The 16,961-nt window shown below is 64.6% G+C and carries 13 protein-coding genes; 9 read left to right on the top strand and 4 right to left on the bottom strand.

Annotation, left to right across the window (positions count from 1 at the left end):
• Positions 1–20: 20 nt before the first annotated feature.
• From B5483_RS05930 to lepB, 4 genes are all read right to left on the bottom strand, one after another.
• A complete protein-coding gene (locus tag B5483_RS05930) occupies positions 21–1,139 on the bottom strand; it encodes an SGNH/GDSL hydrolase family protein (RefSeq protein ID WP_079729724.1) in 1,119 nt (372 codons plus the stop codon).
• Positions 1,136–2,029 (bottom strand): GTPase Era, encoded by an 894-nt coding sequence (gene era, locus B5483_RS05925; protein ID WP_054947646.1) that lies wholly within the window; start codon positions 2,027–2,029, stop codon positions 1,136–1,138. Before era ends, B5483_RS05930 begins: the two co-directional genes overlap by 4 nt.
• Positions 2,030–2,153: 124 nt before the next feature.
• Positions 2,154–2,822: a ribonuclease III gene (gene rnc / locus B5483_RS05920; protein WP_079729894.1), complete on the bottom strand. Its 669-nt coding sequence runs from the start codon at positions 2,820–2,822 to the stop codon at positions 2,154–2,156.
• A 2-nt stretch (positions 2,823–2,824) separates the two neighbouring features.
• A complete protein-coding gene (gene lepB / locus B5483_RS05915) occupies positions 2,825–3,673 on the bottom strand; it encodes a signal peptidase I (RefSeq protein ID WP_054947647.1) in 849 nt (282 codons plus the stop codon).
• Between the two features lie 141 nt (positions 3,674–3,814).
• On the opposite strand from lepB, the gene pgi reads away from it, so the two are divergent.
• From pgi to B5483_RS05870, 9 genes are all read left to right on the top strand, one after another.
• Positions 3,815–5,335, top strand: a complete 1,521-nt coding sequence (pgi, locus tag B5483_RS05910; RefSeq protein WP_054947648.1) for a glucose-6-phosphate isomerase — start codon at positions 3,815–3,817, stop codon at positions 5,333–5,335.
• A 197-nt stretch (positions 5,336–5,532) separates the two neighbouring features.
• On the top strand, positions 5,533–7,770 hold the full coding sequence (locus B5483_RS05905; RefSeq protein WP_245828831.1) for a S8 family peptidase: 2,238 nt from the start codon (positions 5,533–5,535) through the stop codon (positions 7,768–7,770).
• Positions 7,771–7,906: 136 nt separating this feature from the next.
• Complete coding sequence (gene gor, locus B5483_RS05900) at positions 7,907–9,253, top strand: glutathione-disulfide reductase (RefSeq protein ID WP_054947649.1); 1,347 nt, start codon at positions 7,907–7,909, stop codon at positions 9,251–9,253.
• Positions 9,254–9,357: 104 nt separating this feature from the next.
• On the top strand, positions 9,358–10,374 hold the full coding sequence (locus tag B5483_RS05895) for a cytochrome c oxidase assembly protein (RefSeq protein WP_245828830.1): 1,017 nt from the start codon (positions 9,358–9,360) through the stop codon (positions 10,372–10,374).
• Between the two features lie 162 nt (positions 10,375–10,536).
• Positions 10,537–12,063 (top strand): acyl-CoA carboxylase subunit beta, encoded by a 1,527-nt coding sequence (locus B5483_RS05890; RefSeq protein ID WP_054947651.1) that lies wholly within the window; start codon positions 10,537–10,539, stop codon positions 12,061–12,063.
• A 193-nt stretch (positions 12,064–12,256) separates the two neighbouring features.
• On the top strand, positions 12,257–13,441 hold the full coding sequence (locus B5483_RS05885) for an acetyl-CoA C-acyltransferase family protein (protein WP_054947652.1): 1,185 nt from the start codon (positions 12,257–12,259) through the stop codon (positions 13,439–13,441).
• 4 nt (positions 13,442–13,445) lie between these two features.
• A complete protein-coding gene (mce, locus tag B5483_RS05880; protein WP_013833957.1) occupies positions 13,446–13,883 on the top strand; it encodes a methylmalonyl-CoA epimerase in 438 nt (145 codons plus the stop codon).
• A 110-nt stretch (positions 13,884–13,993) separates the two neighbouring features.
• Positions 13,994–16,132, top strand: coding sequence for a methylmalonyl-CoA mutase (scpA, locus tag B5483_RS05875; protein WP_079729722.1), 2,139 nt, complete (start codon positions 13,994–13,996; stop codon positions 16,130–16,132).
• A 20-nt stretch (positions 16,133–16,152) separates the two neighbouring features.
• Positions 16,153–16,956 (top strand): heme-dependent oxidative N-demethylase family protein, encoded by an 804-nt coding sequence (locus B5483_RS05870; RefSeq protein WP_054947655.1) that lies wholly within the window; start codon positions 16,153–16,155, stop codon positions 16,954–16,956.
• The last annotated feature ends 5 nt before the right edge of the window (positions 16,957–16,961 follow it).

Here is a 16,961-nt window from a genome sequence, read left to right as displayed (position 1 = left end):
CTGACGGCTCCCGCGGTTGTTCAGGACTTGGGTTGCTTGCCTGCTTTCGGGCTTTCGGGCTTGAGCCGCGACTTGTCTTCCTTCGCCGGTTCTGCCGTGTCAGGCACCTGCGGTTCGGGCGCGGCCTGAACGTCGATCGGCGCGAGCGGGGACTGCTCGATGGTCGGCATCTGCGGGACCTTCGGCTGCACGCCGCTGCGTTCCAGCCAGTAGGCAATGCCATCGGCCGTTGCCTTCATGCCGGCGAGGTTCAGGTGCCACTGCAGGCCCTGCTTGCCGTCGTAGCCCTTGGGTGCGCCGATCATCCATGGTTCGGCATCGCAAGGCGTGTGGTTGGCAGAAGCCTGGTTCATCTCCACGACGATGGCCTTGTGCGCCTGCGCGACCTTTCCGGTTATCTCGGCCAGTCGTGCGCCGATTTGCCGCACGATGGCCGCCGCATCCTCGCTTACCGGGGTATTGGCACAGAGCGTGGCGGGCAGGGGTGTCAGATACTGGACGAAGACGAGGCGCGCCTTCGGAGCCGCTTCGCGGACGCGCCGGGCAATGAGGCCAAGCTGCTCCTCTACGCGCAGGTAATCGGCATCGGCAGGCTTGTGGATCGCACCGCAGGGCTTTGCCTCGAACCCGGCTGCCGCCACTTCGCTGGCGCGCTGGACGCACGTCGCGGAAAACAGGTCGCCGATGTAGTTGAGGTCGTTGCCGCCGATGGTAACCGTCACCAGCCGGGTAGCCGCGTCGACCGAGGCGAGCTGCGCCGGGACATCGCCCCAGGGACCGAGCAAGTGCTGGGTCCTCGCGCCAGAGCAGGTGCGGTCGACCAGCACCATGCCGAAGCGCTGCGCCAGCAGCGTGGGGTAATTGTTCATGCTCTGACCGCAACGGGTCGGCGCGCCGGGAGCGGCGGGCTTTCCGGGGGGGAGCATCGGACCGGCCGCGAACGAGGAACCGATGGCGACGTAACGTGCGCCTTCCAGGCTTTGCGCAACGGTATCTTCGGGCACGGCCTGTTCCGCCCCGATCCTGCCGACCGCCTCGATGCTGTCCGTCTCGGCGGCCTGCGCCTCGACCAGCGGAGCGGTCGCGCAGCCGAAAAGCAGCGCGGCACATGCAGCGGCAATACGGGGCGTGCGGATCATTTTACCCAGTCCAGTCCGATCTCTTCGTAGATGTCGCGGGCCTCGGCCCAGCCTTCCTCGACCTTCACATGGAGGAAGAGGTGAACTTTCTGCCCCAGAACTTCTGCCAATTCGTTACGCGCGGCTTCACCGATGGCGCGGATCTTGGCGCCCCGCTTGCCCAGCACGATGGCCTTCTGGCTGTCGCGCGCGACGACGATCTGCTGGCGGATCTCGACCGAGCCATCCTTGCGCTGGGTATAGGATTCGGGCCGCACCGCGCTGTCGTAGGGCAGTTCGTCGTGGAGCTGCTTGTAGAGCTGTTCGCGCGTGACTTCGCAGGCCAGCAGGCGTTCCGAGGCATCGGAGACCTGATCCTCGGGGTAGTGCCAGGGGCCTTCGGGCATGAGGTCGGCAAGCCGCGTCTTGAGTTCGGGCACACCGTCGTTGGTGAGCGCGGAAACGAAGAACACTTCGTCGAAGTCGACTGCGCCTGCCAGTTCCTCGGCCAGCTTGAGCAGCGGTTCCTTGGCGCTGGCATCGACCTTGTTGAGCACGAGCAGCTTGCGCTCGGAGCGGTCCTTGAGCGTTTCCAGCAGGGGCGTCAGTTCGTGTCGGCGTTGCTTGACCGCGTCGACCACCAGCAGGATGGCATCGGCCTCCTGCGCCCCTTCCCAGGCGGCGGCGACCATGGCGCGGTCGAGACGACGCTTGGGTGCGAATATGCCGGGCGTGTCGGCCAGGATGATCTGCACCTGGTCCTGCAGGGCAATGCCCATCAGCCGGGCGCGGGTGGTTTGCGCCTTGGCCGAGGTGATCGCCACCTTCTGGCCGACGAGCGCATTGACCAGCGTGGACTTGCCGGCATTGGGGGCGCCGATCACGGCGACGAGACCGCATTTCTCGGTCATGGGCGAATTCCTCGATAGTCAGGTTGGCACGCACGCCTCGGCAGGCTTGGCTCGCGCGTAACTGGGCAATGCATCATGCCGGTAACGCCCCAAGTCTGCCTGAGGACGCACACGGAATAATCCATCATGCGAATTTTTTCATGAACTCTTCGGCGGCCTGCGTTTCCGCGTCCTGTTTGGACGAGGCCGTGGCCTGGGCACTGCCGACATTGTGGATCGTGACCTCGACCGTGAAGCGCGAGGCATGGTCGGGGCCGGTGCGCTCCAGCAGGCGGTATTCGGGAATCCGGCGGCGATTGCCGGCGGCCCATTCCTGCAGTGCGGACTTGGGATGCTTGCGCTTGCCCGTCTTGCCCTGCACCGCGTCGGCCCACAGCTTTCGCACCATGGCCTTGGCGCTGTCGAAGCCGCATTCGATGAAGCAGGCGCCGATCAGCGCTTCCATCACGTCGCCGAGGATGTTGTCGCTGTCCTCGCCGCCGTCGTCGCGGGCCTGCTTGCCCAGCCGCATCAGCGGGCCCAGTTCGATCTGGCGCGCGATCTGGGCGCACATGGTACGGCTGACGAGCGCGTTGAGCCGCTGCGACAAGCGACCCTCGGCCTCGTTGCTGGTTTCGTACAGCCATTCGGCGACGACCAGGCCGAGTACACGGTCGCCGAGGAATTCCAGCCTTTCGTAATTGCGTTTCTCGCCCGTGCTGCCGTGGGTCAGGGCAGCCAGCCAGAGCCCCTCGTCCTGGGGCGCAGTGCCGGTCGTCCCGGTTATGAAGGCACGCGTAATGTCGTCCAGCAAGGTCAGAACGTCCCGCCGATGCGGCTCCAGCGGGCCGCGGTGAACCAGGTCCAGGGTTTGATCCATTCGGCCGAGCCATCGGTCGAGAACATCATGATCGCGGCCTTGCCGACCAGGTTGCCCTGCGGAACGATGCCGATGCCCTGGCCCTCGACGGCGGGGAAGCGGCTGTCCATGGAGTTGTCGCGGTTGTCGCCCATCAGGAACAGGTGGTCTTCGGGCACGATGTAGACGCCGGTATCGTCCTGCGGCGTGGTGCCGAGGTCGAGCACGTTGTAGCTCTTGCCATTGGGTAGCGTCTCACGGAACTGCGGATAGTGGCAGACCGGCTTGCCGTCCTTGTCGGTCGTCTCGAACTCGGGCGCATAGCAATCGGTGTTCGGCGAGACGGGCAGGATGAAGTCGTCGAGGCGCTGCTTGGGCACCGCCTTGCCGTTGATGAAGACCTGGCCGCTCCTGATCTGAATCTCGTCGCCGGGAAGGCCGATGACGCGCTTGATGTAGTCGACGTCGTTGCCCGGGGGCGCCTTGAAGATGACGACATCGCCGCGCTCGGGCTGGCTGGCGAAGATCCGGCCCGGGATCAGCGGGAGGCTGAAGGGCAGCGAGTACTTCGAATAGCCGTAGGACCACTTCGTCGCGAACAGGTAGTCGCCGGTCAACAGGCGCGGCAGCATGGATTCGCTGGGAATGTTGAAGGGCGAAATGATGAAGCTGCGAAGCACCACCACAGCCAGCACCAGCCAGAAAAGAAACGAGAAGAAACCCTCGTCCTTTTTCTCCGCCGCCGCAGGCTTCTTCGCTGTCGAGTCGATGGCCGGCTTGGCGGCGTCGCTATTGGTCTCGCTCATGGGCGGAACCCTTGTTGCGCAAGCTGCGATCCGTCAAGTTCAATCCGGCCTTGTAACCGTCTCTTCTCGACGAAGAACCGTCTTGGCCTTCGCAGCCGCAACATGCATAAGGCCAGCAAATCTACTGTGCAGGAGCAATGTATGAGTGAATCAGCCTGGGAAAAGCTCAGGGGACTGGCCAAGCCGTCGCTGGCTGAGCTCTTTGCAGGCGATCCGGCCCGGCTCGACACTCTTGCGACCCGGTTCGAACTGGGTGAGGACGAGGCGGCGACCACGATCCGTTTCGACTGGTCGAAAACGCATCTGGACGCCGGTCACCTGGCCGCATTCGAGGAACTGGCCGAAGCGATGGACTTCGCCGGACGCCGAAAGGCCCTGTTCGGCGGCGAGATCGTCAATCCGACCGAAGGCCGCGCCGCCGAGCACACCGCCCAGCGCGGCGTCGGCAAGGATGAGAGCGTGGCGCTGGCGGCCGAGAACCATCACCGCATGGCCGCGATCGTCGAGGCGATCCACCGTGGCGCGATGGGTGAGGTCAAGCACCTGATTCACATCGGCATCGGCGGTTCGGCGCTTGGACCGGCACTCGCGGTCGACGCGCTCGCCCGCGACGGTGCGATGGTCGACGTCCACGTCGTGTCGAACATCGACGGCTGCGCCATGGAAGAGGCGTTCAAGGGCTGCGATCCGGCAACGACGATGCTGGCGGTCGCGTCCAAGACCTTCACCACCATCGAGACGATGACCAATGCCGAAAGCGCCATCGAATGGCTGCGCGAGAACGGCGTGGAGGATCCCTACGGCCGCGTCGTCGCGCTGACGGCCTCGCCGGAAAAGGCGATGGAATGGGGTGTCGACGAAACCCGAATCCTGCCTTTCTCGGAAAGCGTGGGCGGCCGCTATTCGTTGTGGTCCTCGATCGGCTTCCCGGTCGCGATGGCGCTTGGCTGGCCCGATTTTGCCGAGTTTCTGGCGGGCGCTGCCGCCATGGACGAGCACTTCCGCGATACTGACGGCAGTGCCAACCTGCCGCTGCGCGCGGCCTTTGCCGACCAGTACTACACCCGCCTGCGTGGTTGCCAGACGCGCGCCGTGTTCGCCTATGACGAACGGCTGGCACTGCTGCCCGACTATCTCCAGCAGCTGGAGATGGAATCCAACGGCAAGAGCGTGAAGGCCGATGGCAGTCCGGTCGACGGGCCGACTGCGCCGATCACTTGGGGCGGGGTGGGTACCGATGCCCAGCACGCCGTGTTCCAGCTTCTCCATCAGGGCACGAACCTGGTGCCGGTGGACTTCATCGCCTCCATCGCGCCGGGCCATGACCTCAGCCTCGATCACCACCGCATCCTGCTTTCCAACTGCTTCGCGCAGGGCGCTGCGCTGATGGCGGGCAAGGACAGCGAGGATCCGGCCCGCGCCTATCCCGGCGACCGTCCTTCGGCGACGATTCTGCTCGACGAAGTGAGCCCGGCCACTTTCGGTGCGCTGATCGCTTTCCACGAGCATCGCACTTTCGCCAATGCCGTGCTCATGGGCATCAATCCCTTCGACCAGTTCGGCGTTGAACTGGGCAAGGAGATCGCCAAGCAGATCGAGAAGGGCGGCACCAAATTCGATCCCTCGACCGAGGCGCTGCTGGAGCTGGCCGGAATCAGCTGAAGGCGTGTCGGGGCCTTTCCGGCCCCGACATGACTACGGGGCAGTTTCAGTATTCAGCAAGAATTAACCCTGTAAGGTCGGCCGCAATCGGTGATTGCGGCCCGCCTTTTCCGGATGTGCGGTGAAGGCATGCGGGCCTGCATGGGCAGGGGGACTAGGCCATGGCGGGGCCTTCGCGAGTGGTACGTGATGCGGTCATGGCGAGTATCCTCGCCATGGCTCTGGCAGGTTGCGGCGGAGGCGGCGGCAGCGTCAATTCAACGCCGACCCCGGCGCCCAGTCCGACCCCGAGCCCAACCCCGAGTCCCACTCCGGCCCCTACACCCACGCCCACCCCGGCGCCGACCGGCTACGTCATCGCGCCCGAGAGCCAGCAACCGCGGCGCTCGGTGCAGGACGATGCCGAATATCGGAACAATTACGTCTCGTTCGAGTACGTCAACGCGCTCTATGCGCTCGACAACGGATGGACCGGGCAGGGCGTGAAGGTCGCCGTTCTCGACGATGGCGTGAAGGAAGTGTCCGAACTCCAGGGCAAGATTTCCAACCTCAGCCGCGATTACGGCACGGTTACTGAGAACGGCGTCACCACGCAGCGCAATGTCATCGGTGACGACTATTCCGACCATGGCACGATGGTCGCGGGCGTGATCGCCGCGCGCAACAACGGCACCGGTGTGCAGGGGATCGCGCCCGGTGCCGAGATCGTTGCCCTGCGCATCAGCGAGATCGACCTCGATACGACCGATCCCGACGCGCAGGAGACCTTGGGTATCGGGATGTCGCAGGCCATGGCCTATGCCGGCGACAACGGCATCAAGGTCGTCAATGCCTCGATCGCCAAGGTCGATCCGCAAGTGGCGAGCCCGGCGTGGGCGCAGATGGTGGCGCGCTACCAGGCGAGCGGTGGACTCTTCGTCAATGCGGCCGGCAACGACAGCGCGGCCAATGTGGACGGCTACCTCGATCTCAATTCCAGCAATTCCCGAAGCTGGCTTTTCGTCGTGGCGCTGGAAGGCACGCAGACCAGCTACGAACTGACCGACTATTCGAACCAGTGCGGCGCGACTGCCATGAACAACTGCGTGGCGGCGATGGGCACCAATGCCACGCAGTACGTCGACGGGTCTCTGGTGCTGTTCAGCGGGACGAGTTCGGCAACGCCGCAGGTCAGCGGCCTTGCTGCCCTGATCCTGAGCAAGTGGCCGCAGCTTTCCGGCATCGAGGCCGGGGAGGTCATCGTCAACACCGCGCGAGACATCGGCGCGCCGGGCGTGGACCCTGTCTTCGGGCATGGCCTGATCGATGTGCAGGCGGCGCTTTCGCCGGTCAATCCGACCTTGTCCAACGGGGTGACGCAGACTTCGCTGACCGGTTCCAGCCTCGTCGTTCCCGAAGCGGTCGGTGCCGCCGGGCTCAAGGCACGCGCGCTGGGTCATGTGACCGTGCTCGATGCTTATGGGCGAGACTTCACGGGCGACCTGTCGGGCCTTGTTGCACAGCCTGGGGTGGACCGCTTCTCGATCGGGCGCCGGATGCGGGTGCAGGCCAATGCCGGCTTCACGCGGCTTGCGACCCGCGATCTCGATGCCAGTGCCGGCTTCACCCGATTGCGCGTCGGGCCGGGCGAGGATGAAGTGCGCACGATGCTGACCAACGGCCATGTCGCCTGGCGCAGCGGCAAGACGTGGCTGAGTGCTTCGCTCAATTCCAACGACAGCGTTTCCAGCGAATTCATGGGACTGGCGCCGAGTTCGGACGCGGTCTTCGCCTATGCGCCCGTGGCGGACTTCGCGGTTGCTGCCGACCATCCGCTTGCCGGGGGACGCCTTGGCCTGTCGGTGGTGGTTGGCCGCGCCGATTACGGTTCGGCCAATGGCGCAGTCGCCTCCTGGCGCAAGGCGGGAACCGGTCTCAAGGCAGGGCTGCTCGATGAACAGGGAACCGTCTTCGGTACGCCGACCGGAAGCGGCGCGCTGCGCTTCGGCGACGGCGCCCGCACCGCTTTCCTTGAAGTTGCGCAAACGGCAAGGTTGGGGACGTGGAGGCTCGCAGGCTATGCCAGCCTCGGCGCTACACGGCTGAAGCTGGCCGATGACATGCTGCTGACCGATGCCGGGACGTTCCTCACCAGTCGCTTCGGTTTCACGGCAAGCCGGGCGATATTCGGCGGGGTGCTGCGGCTCTGTCTTGCACAGCCGCTGACAGTCGTCTCGGGCAAGGGGACCTACACGATCGGCTCGGGCTACGACATGGCCAGCCGCTCGCTCCTGTTCACCGACCGCCGTGTCGACTTTTCCGGCGCGGTCGATCCCTTGCTGACCGTCGGTTTCGAAAAGGGCGGACCGCGTTCGCAGTTGCGCCTGGGCATGGCGAGCACCACCGATGCGCGCGATCTGCGGGCGCTGGGCACCTGGCGGCTGGTCCTGAACTGACCGCATGGACAGGCTCCCGGGCCGGGCGGGCCGCGATTAAAAATTCGACGATTGCGTGCTGGTGGTTGGCAATCGCGGATTCGATGCCCCATATGCGCCCCCGACCAGTCCAATGGCGCAGGCCGGGAGCATGTGAATGTCCGAGTACGATTATGACCTTTTCACCATCGGCGCCGGTTCGGGCGGCGTGCGCGCCAGCCGCGTTGCTGCAGCGCACGGTGCGCGGGTTGCCGTGGCCGAGGAGTTCAGGGTCGGTGGGACATGCGTGATCCGCGGCTGCGTGCCCAAGAAGATGCTCGTTTACGGCGCGCATTTCGCCGAAGACCTGGAAGACGCCAAGCACTTCGGTTGGGACATTCCCGAGGCCACGTTCGACTGGGTCAAGCTGCGCGACAACGTGCTCAATGACGTCGACCGCCTCAACGGACTCTATACGCAGACGCTCACCAATCATGAGGTGGAGATCTTTCACGAGCGGGCACGGATCACCGGCCCACATGAGATTACCCTTTCGAGCGGCGAGAAGAAGACGGCCAAGGTCATTCTTATCGCTACCGGTGCGCGGCCGCACGTGCCGTCCTGCCCGGGCCACGAGCTGGGCATCACCTCGAACGAAGCTTTCCATCTCGATGCGATTCCGGGCCGCGTCCTGATCGCCGGTGCGGGCTACATCGCCAATGAGTTCGCGGGAATCTTCAACGAGTTCGGCGCCAAGGTGACGCTGATGAACCGCTCCGACCAACTTCTGCGCGGATACGATGAAAGCGTGCGCGACCGGCTGCTGCAGATCTCGCTGACCAAGGGCATCGACTTCCGCTTCAACGCCGAATTCGAGAAGATCGAGCAGAACGAGGACGGCTCGCTCAAGGTCTCCATGAGCAATCACGAGCCGATGGACGTCGACTGCGTGCTGTTCGCCACTGGCCGCGTGCCCAATGTCGAAGGGCTGGGCCTCGGCGACGTCGGGGTGGAAGTCGACGACAAGGGCGCGATCAAGGTCGACGAGTACTCGCAGACCAGCGTCGATCACATCTACGCCGTGGGCGACGTCACCAATCGCGTGCAGTTGACCCCGGTTGCCATCCGCGAAGGACAGGCCTTTGCCGATACGGTCTTCGGCGACAAGCCGACGACGGTGGACTACAGCTGCATTCCTTCGGCCGTCTTCAGCCATCCGCCGATTGCGGGTGTGGGCATGACCGAGGGCGAGGCGAACCAGAAGCTGGGTTCGGTGCGCGTCTATACCAGCGACTTCAGGCCGATGAAGAACGTCGTTGCCCACCGCAACGAACGTTCGCTCTACAAGATGATCTGCGATGCCGAGACGGATCGCGTCGTGGGTCTGCACATGATCGGCCCGGAGGCGCCGGAAATCATGCAGGCGGCGGCCATCGCGGTGAAGGCGGGGCTGACCAAGGCGGACTTCGACGCCACGGTCGCGGTGCACCCGACAATGTCCGAGGAACTCGTCCTGCTCAAGTAAGGCAGGCCGGTCCTCGCGCTTTTGCTGGGGTTGCATGACGGTGCGAGGGGTATATGCCCCCTTGCATGCGTGTTTTCCGATGGTTGGCCGCGAGTCTTCTCGCAGTGCTTTCGACCCCAGCGCTGGCCCATGGCGGGCACGTCCGCGCCGATGCCAGCCCCTGGACGCTATGGCAGCTATCGCCCGAGATCATTGTCGGTCTCGTAGTCGTTGCCCTGATCTACTGGAAGGGCAGCCGTCACGGCCTCGTCGCCGAGCGATGGCGCTTGCTGGCCTTCAACGGCGGCCTGCTGGCCTTGTTCGTGGCGCTGATCTCCCCGGTCGAGCGGCTGGCCGATCACATCTTCGCGGTCCATCAGGTCGAGCACATGCTGCTGCGCACGGTGGCTCCCATGCTCATTTTCCTGTCGCGCCCGCAGGCCGCGCTGGTGCGCGGATTGCCCAAGGGCGTGAGCCGGTTCTTCGCGGGTTCCGGGCCCTTGCGTGGCTTCGTGGACTTCCTGCGTATCCCGTTCGTGGCGACCGTCCTGTTCCTTGCCGCCAGCCTGTTCTGGATGATGCCCCACTGGCACGATCTCGCGATTCTCGACGAGCCGATCCACTACATGTGGCACATCAGCCTGCTGGTGACGGGACTGGTCTTCTTCTCGGTCATCTTCGACCGCCGTGCCGCACCGCAGGGACCGGGGCTGGGGGCACGCCTCGCGATGTTCGTCTTCGCGGCGCTGGGCAATATCGTGCTGGGCGCGTTCCTGACCTTCAAGACGATCCCGCTCTACGATGCCTACCTGGCGCTGGGGCACATGTGGCACGTCTCGATGCTCACAGACGAGCAGACCGGGGGCATCATCATGTGGATTCCGGGCACGATGATGTTCGCGATTTCCGCGCTCGTGGTGATCCACCGCTGGGGCAGCGAGGAGGAGCGGCTGGTGTCGCGCCGGATGCGGGCGGGGCGCGAACTGACCGTTGAGCGAGCACCTGCAAATCGCGCTCTCGCGATCGGTCTGGCGGGTTTTGCACTGCTGATGCTGGCGATCACCGTCAGCGTGGTCGCCGTGATCGATCATCCGCACGACAAGGCCCGCGATTTCGGCCTCTCCGGCAAGATACCGGGCTGAGCGAAAGTTGCGCTCCCGGCCCATCGGATATGTGAAATGTGGCGGCTTTAACGGGCGTATTGAATTAATCGGTTGATTAAAAACTGTTGACCTGAGGCTCGCAACCTGCCTTAGGCACGGACACGAGAACACGCTGAAACCTCTTCGGAGAAGGGAAGCCGAATGTCCGCAAATATTGCCGAAATGGAGAAGCGCCGCGCCGCCGCCAGAATGGGTGGGGGGCAGAAGCGCATCGACGCTCAGCATGCCAAGGGTAAGCTGACTGCGCGTGAGCGTCTGGAAGTCCTGCTCGACGAGGGCAGCTTCGAGGAACTCGATCTCTACGTCGAGCATGACTGCGTGGACTTCGGCATGCAGGACCAGCGCATTCCCAGCGACGGCGTCGTGACCGGTTCGGGCACGATCAATGGCCGACTGGTCTACGTGTTCAGCCAGGACTTCACCGTGTTCGGCGGTTCGCTCTCGAACCGTCACGCGCAGAAGATCTGCAAGGTGCTGGACAACGCGATGAAGGTCGGTGCGCCGGTGATCGGTCTCAACGATTCCGGTGGCGCGCGCATCCAGGAAGGCGTCGCCTCGCTCGCGGGCTATGCCGAAGTGTTCCAGCGCAACGTGCTGGCCTCGGGCGTGGTCCCGCAGCTCTCGCTGATCATGGGCCCCTGTGCGGGCGGCGCGGTCTATTCGCCGGCGATGACCGATTTCATCTTCATGGTGAAAGACAGCTCCTACATGTTCGTGACCGGTCCGGACGTCGTGAAGACCGTGACCAACGAAGTCGTCACCCAGGAGGAGCTCGGCGGTGCGGTCACGCACTCGAGCAAGACCTCGGTGTCCGACCTTGCGCTGGAGAACGACGTCGAGACGCTGCTGGCCGCACGCGACTTCTTCGACTTCCTGCCGCTGTCCAACCGCGAGGAAGTGCCCGAGCGTCCGACCGCCGATCCGTGGGACCGTCTCGAGGAGAGCCTCGACACGATCATCCCGCCCAATGCCAACCAGCCCTATGACATGCACGAAGTCATCAGGAAGACACTGGACGAGGGCGAGTTCTTCGAGATCCAGCCGATGCACGCGGCGAACATCATCTGCGGTTTCGGTCGCGTCGAAGGCAAGACCGTGGGCATCGTTGCCAACCAGCCGATGGTGCTGGCCGGCGTGCTCGACATCAACTCGTCGAAGAAGGCCGCGCGCTTCGTGCGCTTCTGCGATGCCTTCAACATTCCGATCGTCACCTTCGTCGACGTTCCCGGCTTCCTTCCGGGCACCGACCAGGAGCACAACGGCATCATCAAGCACGGCGCGAAGCTGCTCTTCGCCTATGCCGAAGCCACCGTGCCCAAGATCACCGTGATCACCCGCAAGGCCTATGGCGGCGCTTACGACGTCATGGCGTCCAAGCACCTGCGTGGCGACCTCAACTATGCCTGGCCGACCGCCGAAATCGCGGTGATGGGTGCCAAGGGCGCTGTCGAGATCATTTTCCGCGGCCGTGACGCGGACGGCATGGCCGCAGCCACCAAGGAATACGAAGACCGCTTCGCCAACCCGTTCGTGGCCGCCAGCCGCGGCTACATCGACGAAGTGATCTACCCGCACTCGACCCGTCGCCGCATCGCCCTGGGGCTTCGCAAGCTGCGCAACAAGCAGCTCGAGAATCCCTGGAAGAAGCACGACAACATTCCATTGTAATCCGGAATGGGCGGGACGACATTGCCTTCGGGCGTCGTCCCTGCCGCTCCGGACGCGATCGAAGGCCGGCCCCCGCCGTTCTCGCTTCGAAAGACGCGAAGCTGGAGTTCAAGGGACGGCATTTGGATGAAATCAGGACGGCTGCAGGTCCCGCCAAGAGGATCGCGCCGTTCCGCAGGAGAAGGTACAGATCATGGAAGACATCTACATCCTCAGCGGCGCTCGTACCGCTATCGGCTCGTTCGGTGGTTCGCTGGCATCGTTCCGTCCGGCCGATCTTGGCACCATCGTCATGGAAGAGGCGATCAAGCGTTCCGGAATCAGTGCAGCGGACATTCAGAACGTGGTGGTCGGCAATGTCGTGCCGAGCCAGCCGAAGGACGCCTACATCTCGCGCGTCGCCTCGGTGAACGCGGGCGTTCCGGTGTCCTCGCAGGCCATGAACGTCAACCGCCTGTGCGGATCGGGCCTCCAGGCGATCGTATCGGCAGCCCAGGCCATCGCTCTTGGCGAGCATGATTTCGCCATCGGCGCCGGTGCGGAATCGATGTCGAACGCCCCGCACATGACCAGCTCCGCCCGCAACGGCGTGCGCATGGGCAATCTCGTGTTCGAGGACGCGATGCTCGGCGCGCTGCACGATCCCTTCGAGGGCATCCACATGGGCGTGACCGCGGAGAACATCGCTTCGCAGTGCCAGATCAGCCGCGAGGAACAGGACGCGCTGGCCGTCGAGAGCCACAAGCGCGCCGCCAGGGCGATCGCCGAGGGCTATTTCAAGGACCAGATCGTTCCGGTCGAAATCAAGTCGCGCAAGGGCACCAAGGTGTTCGACACCGACGAACACGTGCGCGCCGATGCCACGCTGGAAGGCATGGCCAGCCTCAAGGCCGTGTTCCAGAAGGACGGTACGGTCACCGCAGGCAATGCCTCGGGCCTCAATGACGGTGCCGGCGCCGTCGTTCTTGCCAGCGGCAAGGCCGTTGCCGCAAAGGGGCTCAAGCCCCTCGCCAGGATTCTCGCCTGGGGCCACGCGGGCGTCGAGCCGAGCGTGATGGGCCTCGGCCCGGTCAAGGCGGTTCCCGTCGCTCTGGAGCGTGCGGGCCTCAGTCTCGACCAGATCGACGTGATCGAAAGCAATGAGGCTTTCGCCGCGCAGGCTTGCGGCGTTGCCAAGCAGCTCGGCTTCGATCCTGCCAAGACCAACCCGAACGGTTCGGGCGTCTCGCTGGGCCACCCGATCGGCGCGACCGGCGCGATCCTGACGATCAAGACGGTCTACGAACTCAAGCGTACGGGCGGCAGGTACGGCCTGATCACGATGTGCATCGGTGGCGGCCAGGGCATCGCCATGGTCATCGAGAACGTGGAGGACTGACTTCGTGAAGCTCGGCCGGATGAACCACATCGGCGTCGCGACGCCGGATCTCGATGCCTCGATCGCCTTCTACCGCGACGTCATGGGCGCCACCGACATTACCGAGCCCTTCGTGCTCGACAGCCAGAAGGTGCGCGTCTGCTTCGTCAATACTCCGGGCGAGAACGGGACTGCGGGCACGCAGGTCGAGCTTCTGCAACCGACAGAAGCGGATTCCGCGGTGGGCAAGTGGCTGGAGAAGAACCCGCTCGGGGGGCAGCACCACATTTGCTACGAAGTGCCCGACATCCATGAGGCGAAGGCCTGGTTCGAAGGGCAGGGCAAGCGGGTGCTGGGCGAGCCGCGCATCGGCGCACACGGGACGCTGATCTTCTTCGTTCACCCCAAGGACATGGGCGGCCAGCTCACCGAGATCATGGAAACGCCCAGGGAAGCGCATTGAGGAACATGGCGTCCCGGGTCTGACCCGGGACCGCTGGCCGGGCGGTTCGGCCTGTGAATGCCAGCGATCCCGGCTCGCACCGGGATGAGAATAGACGAGGGAAACGGGAAATGGCTGACATCAACGACTGGAAGGCAGCGGCGGACAAGGAGGTCAAGGGCAAGGACCTGACCTGGCACACGCCCGAGGGCATTGCGGTCAAGCCGCTCTATACCGCCGAGGACGTCAAGACCGATCCGGGCCTTCCCGGCTTTGCGCCCTTCACCCGCGGCGTCAAGGCATCGATGTATGCAGGCCGCCCCTGGACGATCCGCCAGTATGCCGGTTTCTCGACCGCCGAGGAATCCAACGCCTTCTATCGCCGCAACCTTGCGGCGGGCCAGAAGGGCCTGTCGGTCGCCTTCGACCTTGCCACCCACCGCGGCTACGATTCCGATCACCCGCGCGTCGTTGGCGACGTTGGCATGGCAGGCGTCGCCATCGACTCGGTCGAGGACATGAAGATCCTCTTCGACGGCATTCCGCTCGACCAGATGTCGGTCTCGATGACCATGAACGGCGCCGTGATCCCCATCCTCGCCTTCTTCATCGTCGCCGGCGAAGAGCAGGGCGTTCCCACCGAACAGCTTTCCGGGACCATCCAGAACGACATCCTCAAGGAGTTCATGGTCCGCAACACCTACATCTATCCACCCGAGCCCTCGATGCGGATCATCTCGGACATCTTCGCCTACACGGCGGACCACATGCCGAAGTTCAACTCGATCTCGATTTCCGGCTACCACATGCAGGAAGCCGGGGCGACGCAGGTGCAGGAGCTGGCCTTCACCATCGCAGACGGCATGGAATACGTGAAGTACGGCGTGGCCTCGGGGCTCGACATCGACAGGTTCGCCGGTCGCCTCTCGTTCTTCTTCGCGATCGGCATGAACTTCTTCATGGAGATCGCCAAGCTGCGCGCCGCGCGCACGCTGTGGTATCGCGCCATGACCCAGCTCGGCGCGAAGTCCGAACGTTCGAAGATGCTGCGTACCCACTGCCAGACCTCGGGCGTCTCGCTGCAGGAGCAGGATCCCTACAACAACGTCATGCGCACCACGATCGAGGCGATGGCGGCGATGCTCGGCGGTACCCAGTCGCTGCACACCAACGCGCTGGACGAGGCCATCGCGCTGCCGACCGACTTCTCGGCCCGCATCGCGCGCAACACCCAGATCGTCATCCAGGAAGAGACCGGCATGTGCAATGTCGTCGATCCGCTGGGCGGCTCCTACTACATCGAGGCGCTGACGCAGGAACTGGTCGACAAGGCCTGGGAGATCATCGAGCGCGTCGAGAGCGAAGGCGGCATGGCCAAGGCGGTCGCCGCCGGCTGGCCCAAGGCGATGATCGAGGAAGCCGCTGCCGGTCGCCAGGCACGCGTCGACAAGGGCGATGACGTCATTGTCGGCGTCAACAGGTATCGCCGCGATCAGGAAGACGCGATCGAGACGCTCGAGGTGGACAACCACAAGGTCCGCGAAGCGCAGATCGCCCGCATCAGGCGCGCCCGCGACAGTCGCGACGAGGCAGCCTGCCAGGCCGCGCTCAAGGCGATCACCGAAGGCGCGAAGGGCAAGGGCAACCTCCTGGCACTGGCAGTCGAAGCCGCGCGTCACCGCGCGACCCTTGGCGAAATCTCGGATGCCATGGAGGCTGTCTTCGGCCGTCACGGTACGTTCCCGACCCCGGTCAAGGGCGTCTACGGTTCGGCCTATGCCGGCGACACCCGCTACCAGCAGGTGCTCGACGGAGTCGATGCGGTGACCCGCCGCCTCGGTCGCAAGCCGAAGATGTTCGTCGCCAAGATGGGCCAGGACGGCCATGACCGCGGCGCGAACGTGATCGCCTCGGCCTTCACCGACATGGGCTTCGAGGTCGTTTCCGGACCGCTGTTCCAGACGCCGGAAGAAGCCTGCCAGATGGCGCTGGAGAACAACGTCGATGCGGTCGGCGCCTCCTCGCTGGCGGCAGGACACAAGACGCTGATCCCCGAGCTGATCGGCCACCTGCGCAATGCCGGCCGCGCCGACATCAAGGTCGTCGCCGGCGGCGTCATCCCGCCGCAGGACTATGACTTCCTCAAAAAGGCGGGCGTTCAGGGGATCTACGGTCCCGGTTCGAACGTGGTCGAGTGCGCTGCCGACATGTTGCGCCTGCTGGGCCACAACATGCCGCCCGCAGGCAGCGAACTGGAAGCGGCCGAGTAAGGCGCGAAGGGGAAGGGGCCATGTCACTGGGTTTCTCTGTCGAGGCACTGCTGCCTGCTGCACGGGTCTCCGGCCCGCTGCGCATGGGGCTGGTGCGCCTCGACGAAGGCCAGTGGCTGGATCCCGAACCGGACATTGCCACGCGCAAGGCCGGTTTCGACGCTCATCCCGAAAGCGTGATGGTCCTGCCCGAAGCCGAGGCAGGGATCGCTGAACTGGCCGATCTGCTGGGTGTGGATGGCGGGCTCGAAGCCTGTGCGCGCTCGGTCTGGGAGGACTTGTGCGTGATGGTGCAGGACGCGCCGGGACAGCCATTCCGCCTGGGGGCAGGAGCCGTGGCGTTTCCGACCGACTGGCGCCTGTCCGAAAAGATCGGCCGTGCGCTGCATCAGGTGCATGAGCCGATCCACGGTTATGCCGAGCAGCTCGCCTCTGGGGTGGACAAGTTCATGAACGGGCTGCAGTCGTTCAACATCTTCGCGCGGACAAATGCCTTCGTCGTGGCCTCGGATGACTTGCGCTACATGCCCAAAGCCTTGCCGGAGCAGCGCTTTGCCCATGTCACCGCGGACAATGCTGGCGAAACGCTGTTCGTGCGCTGCGAGCGCGAGGCACTGCGGCGTCTGCCGAAATCGCGCGCGATCGTCTTCACCATCGGCATCTACCGCACGCCGTTAGGGCAGCTCAGCGATGCGGCGGTGTCGCGGATCGCACAATCGGTAGAGGGTTTCGCCGGCGGGGAACTGGAACGTCGCGCCGGACCGCACTATGCAGCGGCGTTGACCGCCTATGCCGCGCGCCGTGCGCAGGCCAAGGCAGCCTGAGGAAT

The organism is Novosphingobium mathurense (genome assembly GCF_900168325.1).
GTDB lineage: Bacteria > Pseudomonadota > Alphaproteobacteria > Sphingomonadales > Sphingomonadaceae > Novosphingobium > Novosphingobium mathurense.
The sequence above is the reverse complement of the archived record's forward strand: the minus strand, read 5'-3'. Positions and strand labels throughout refer to the sequence as shown.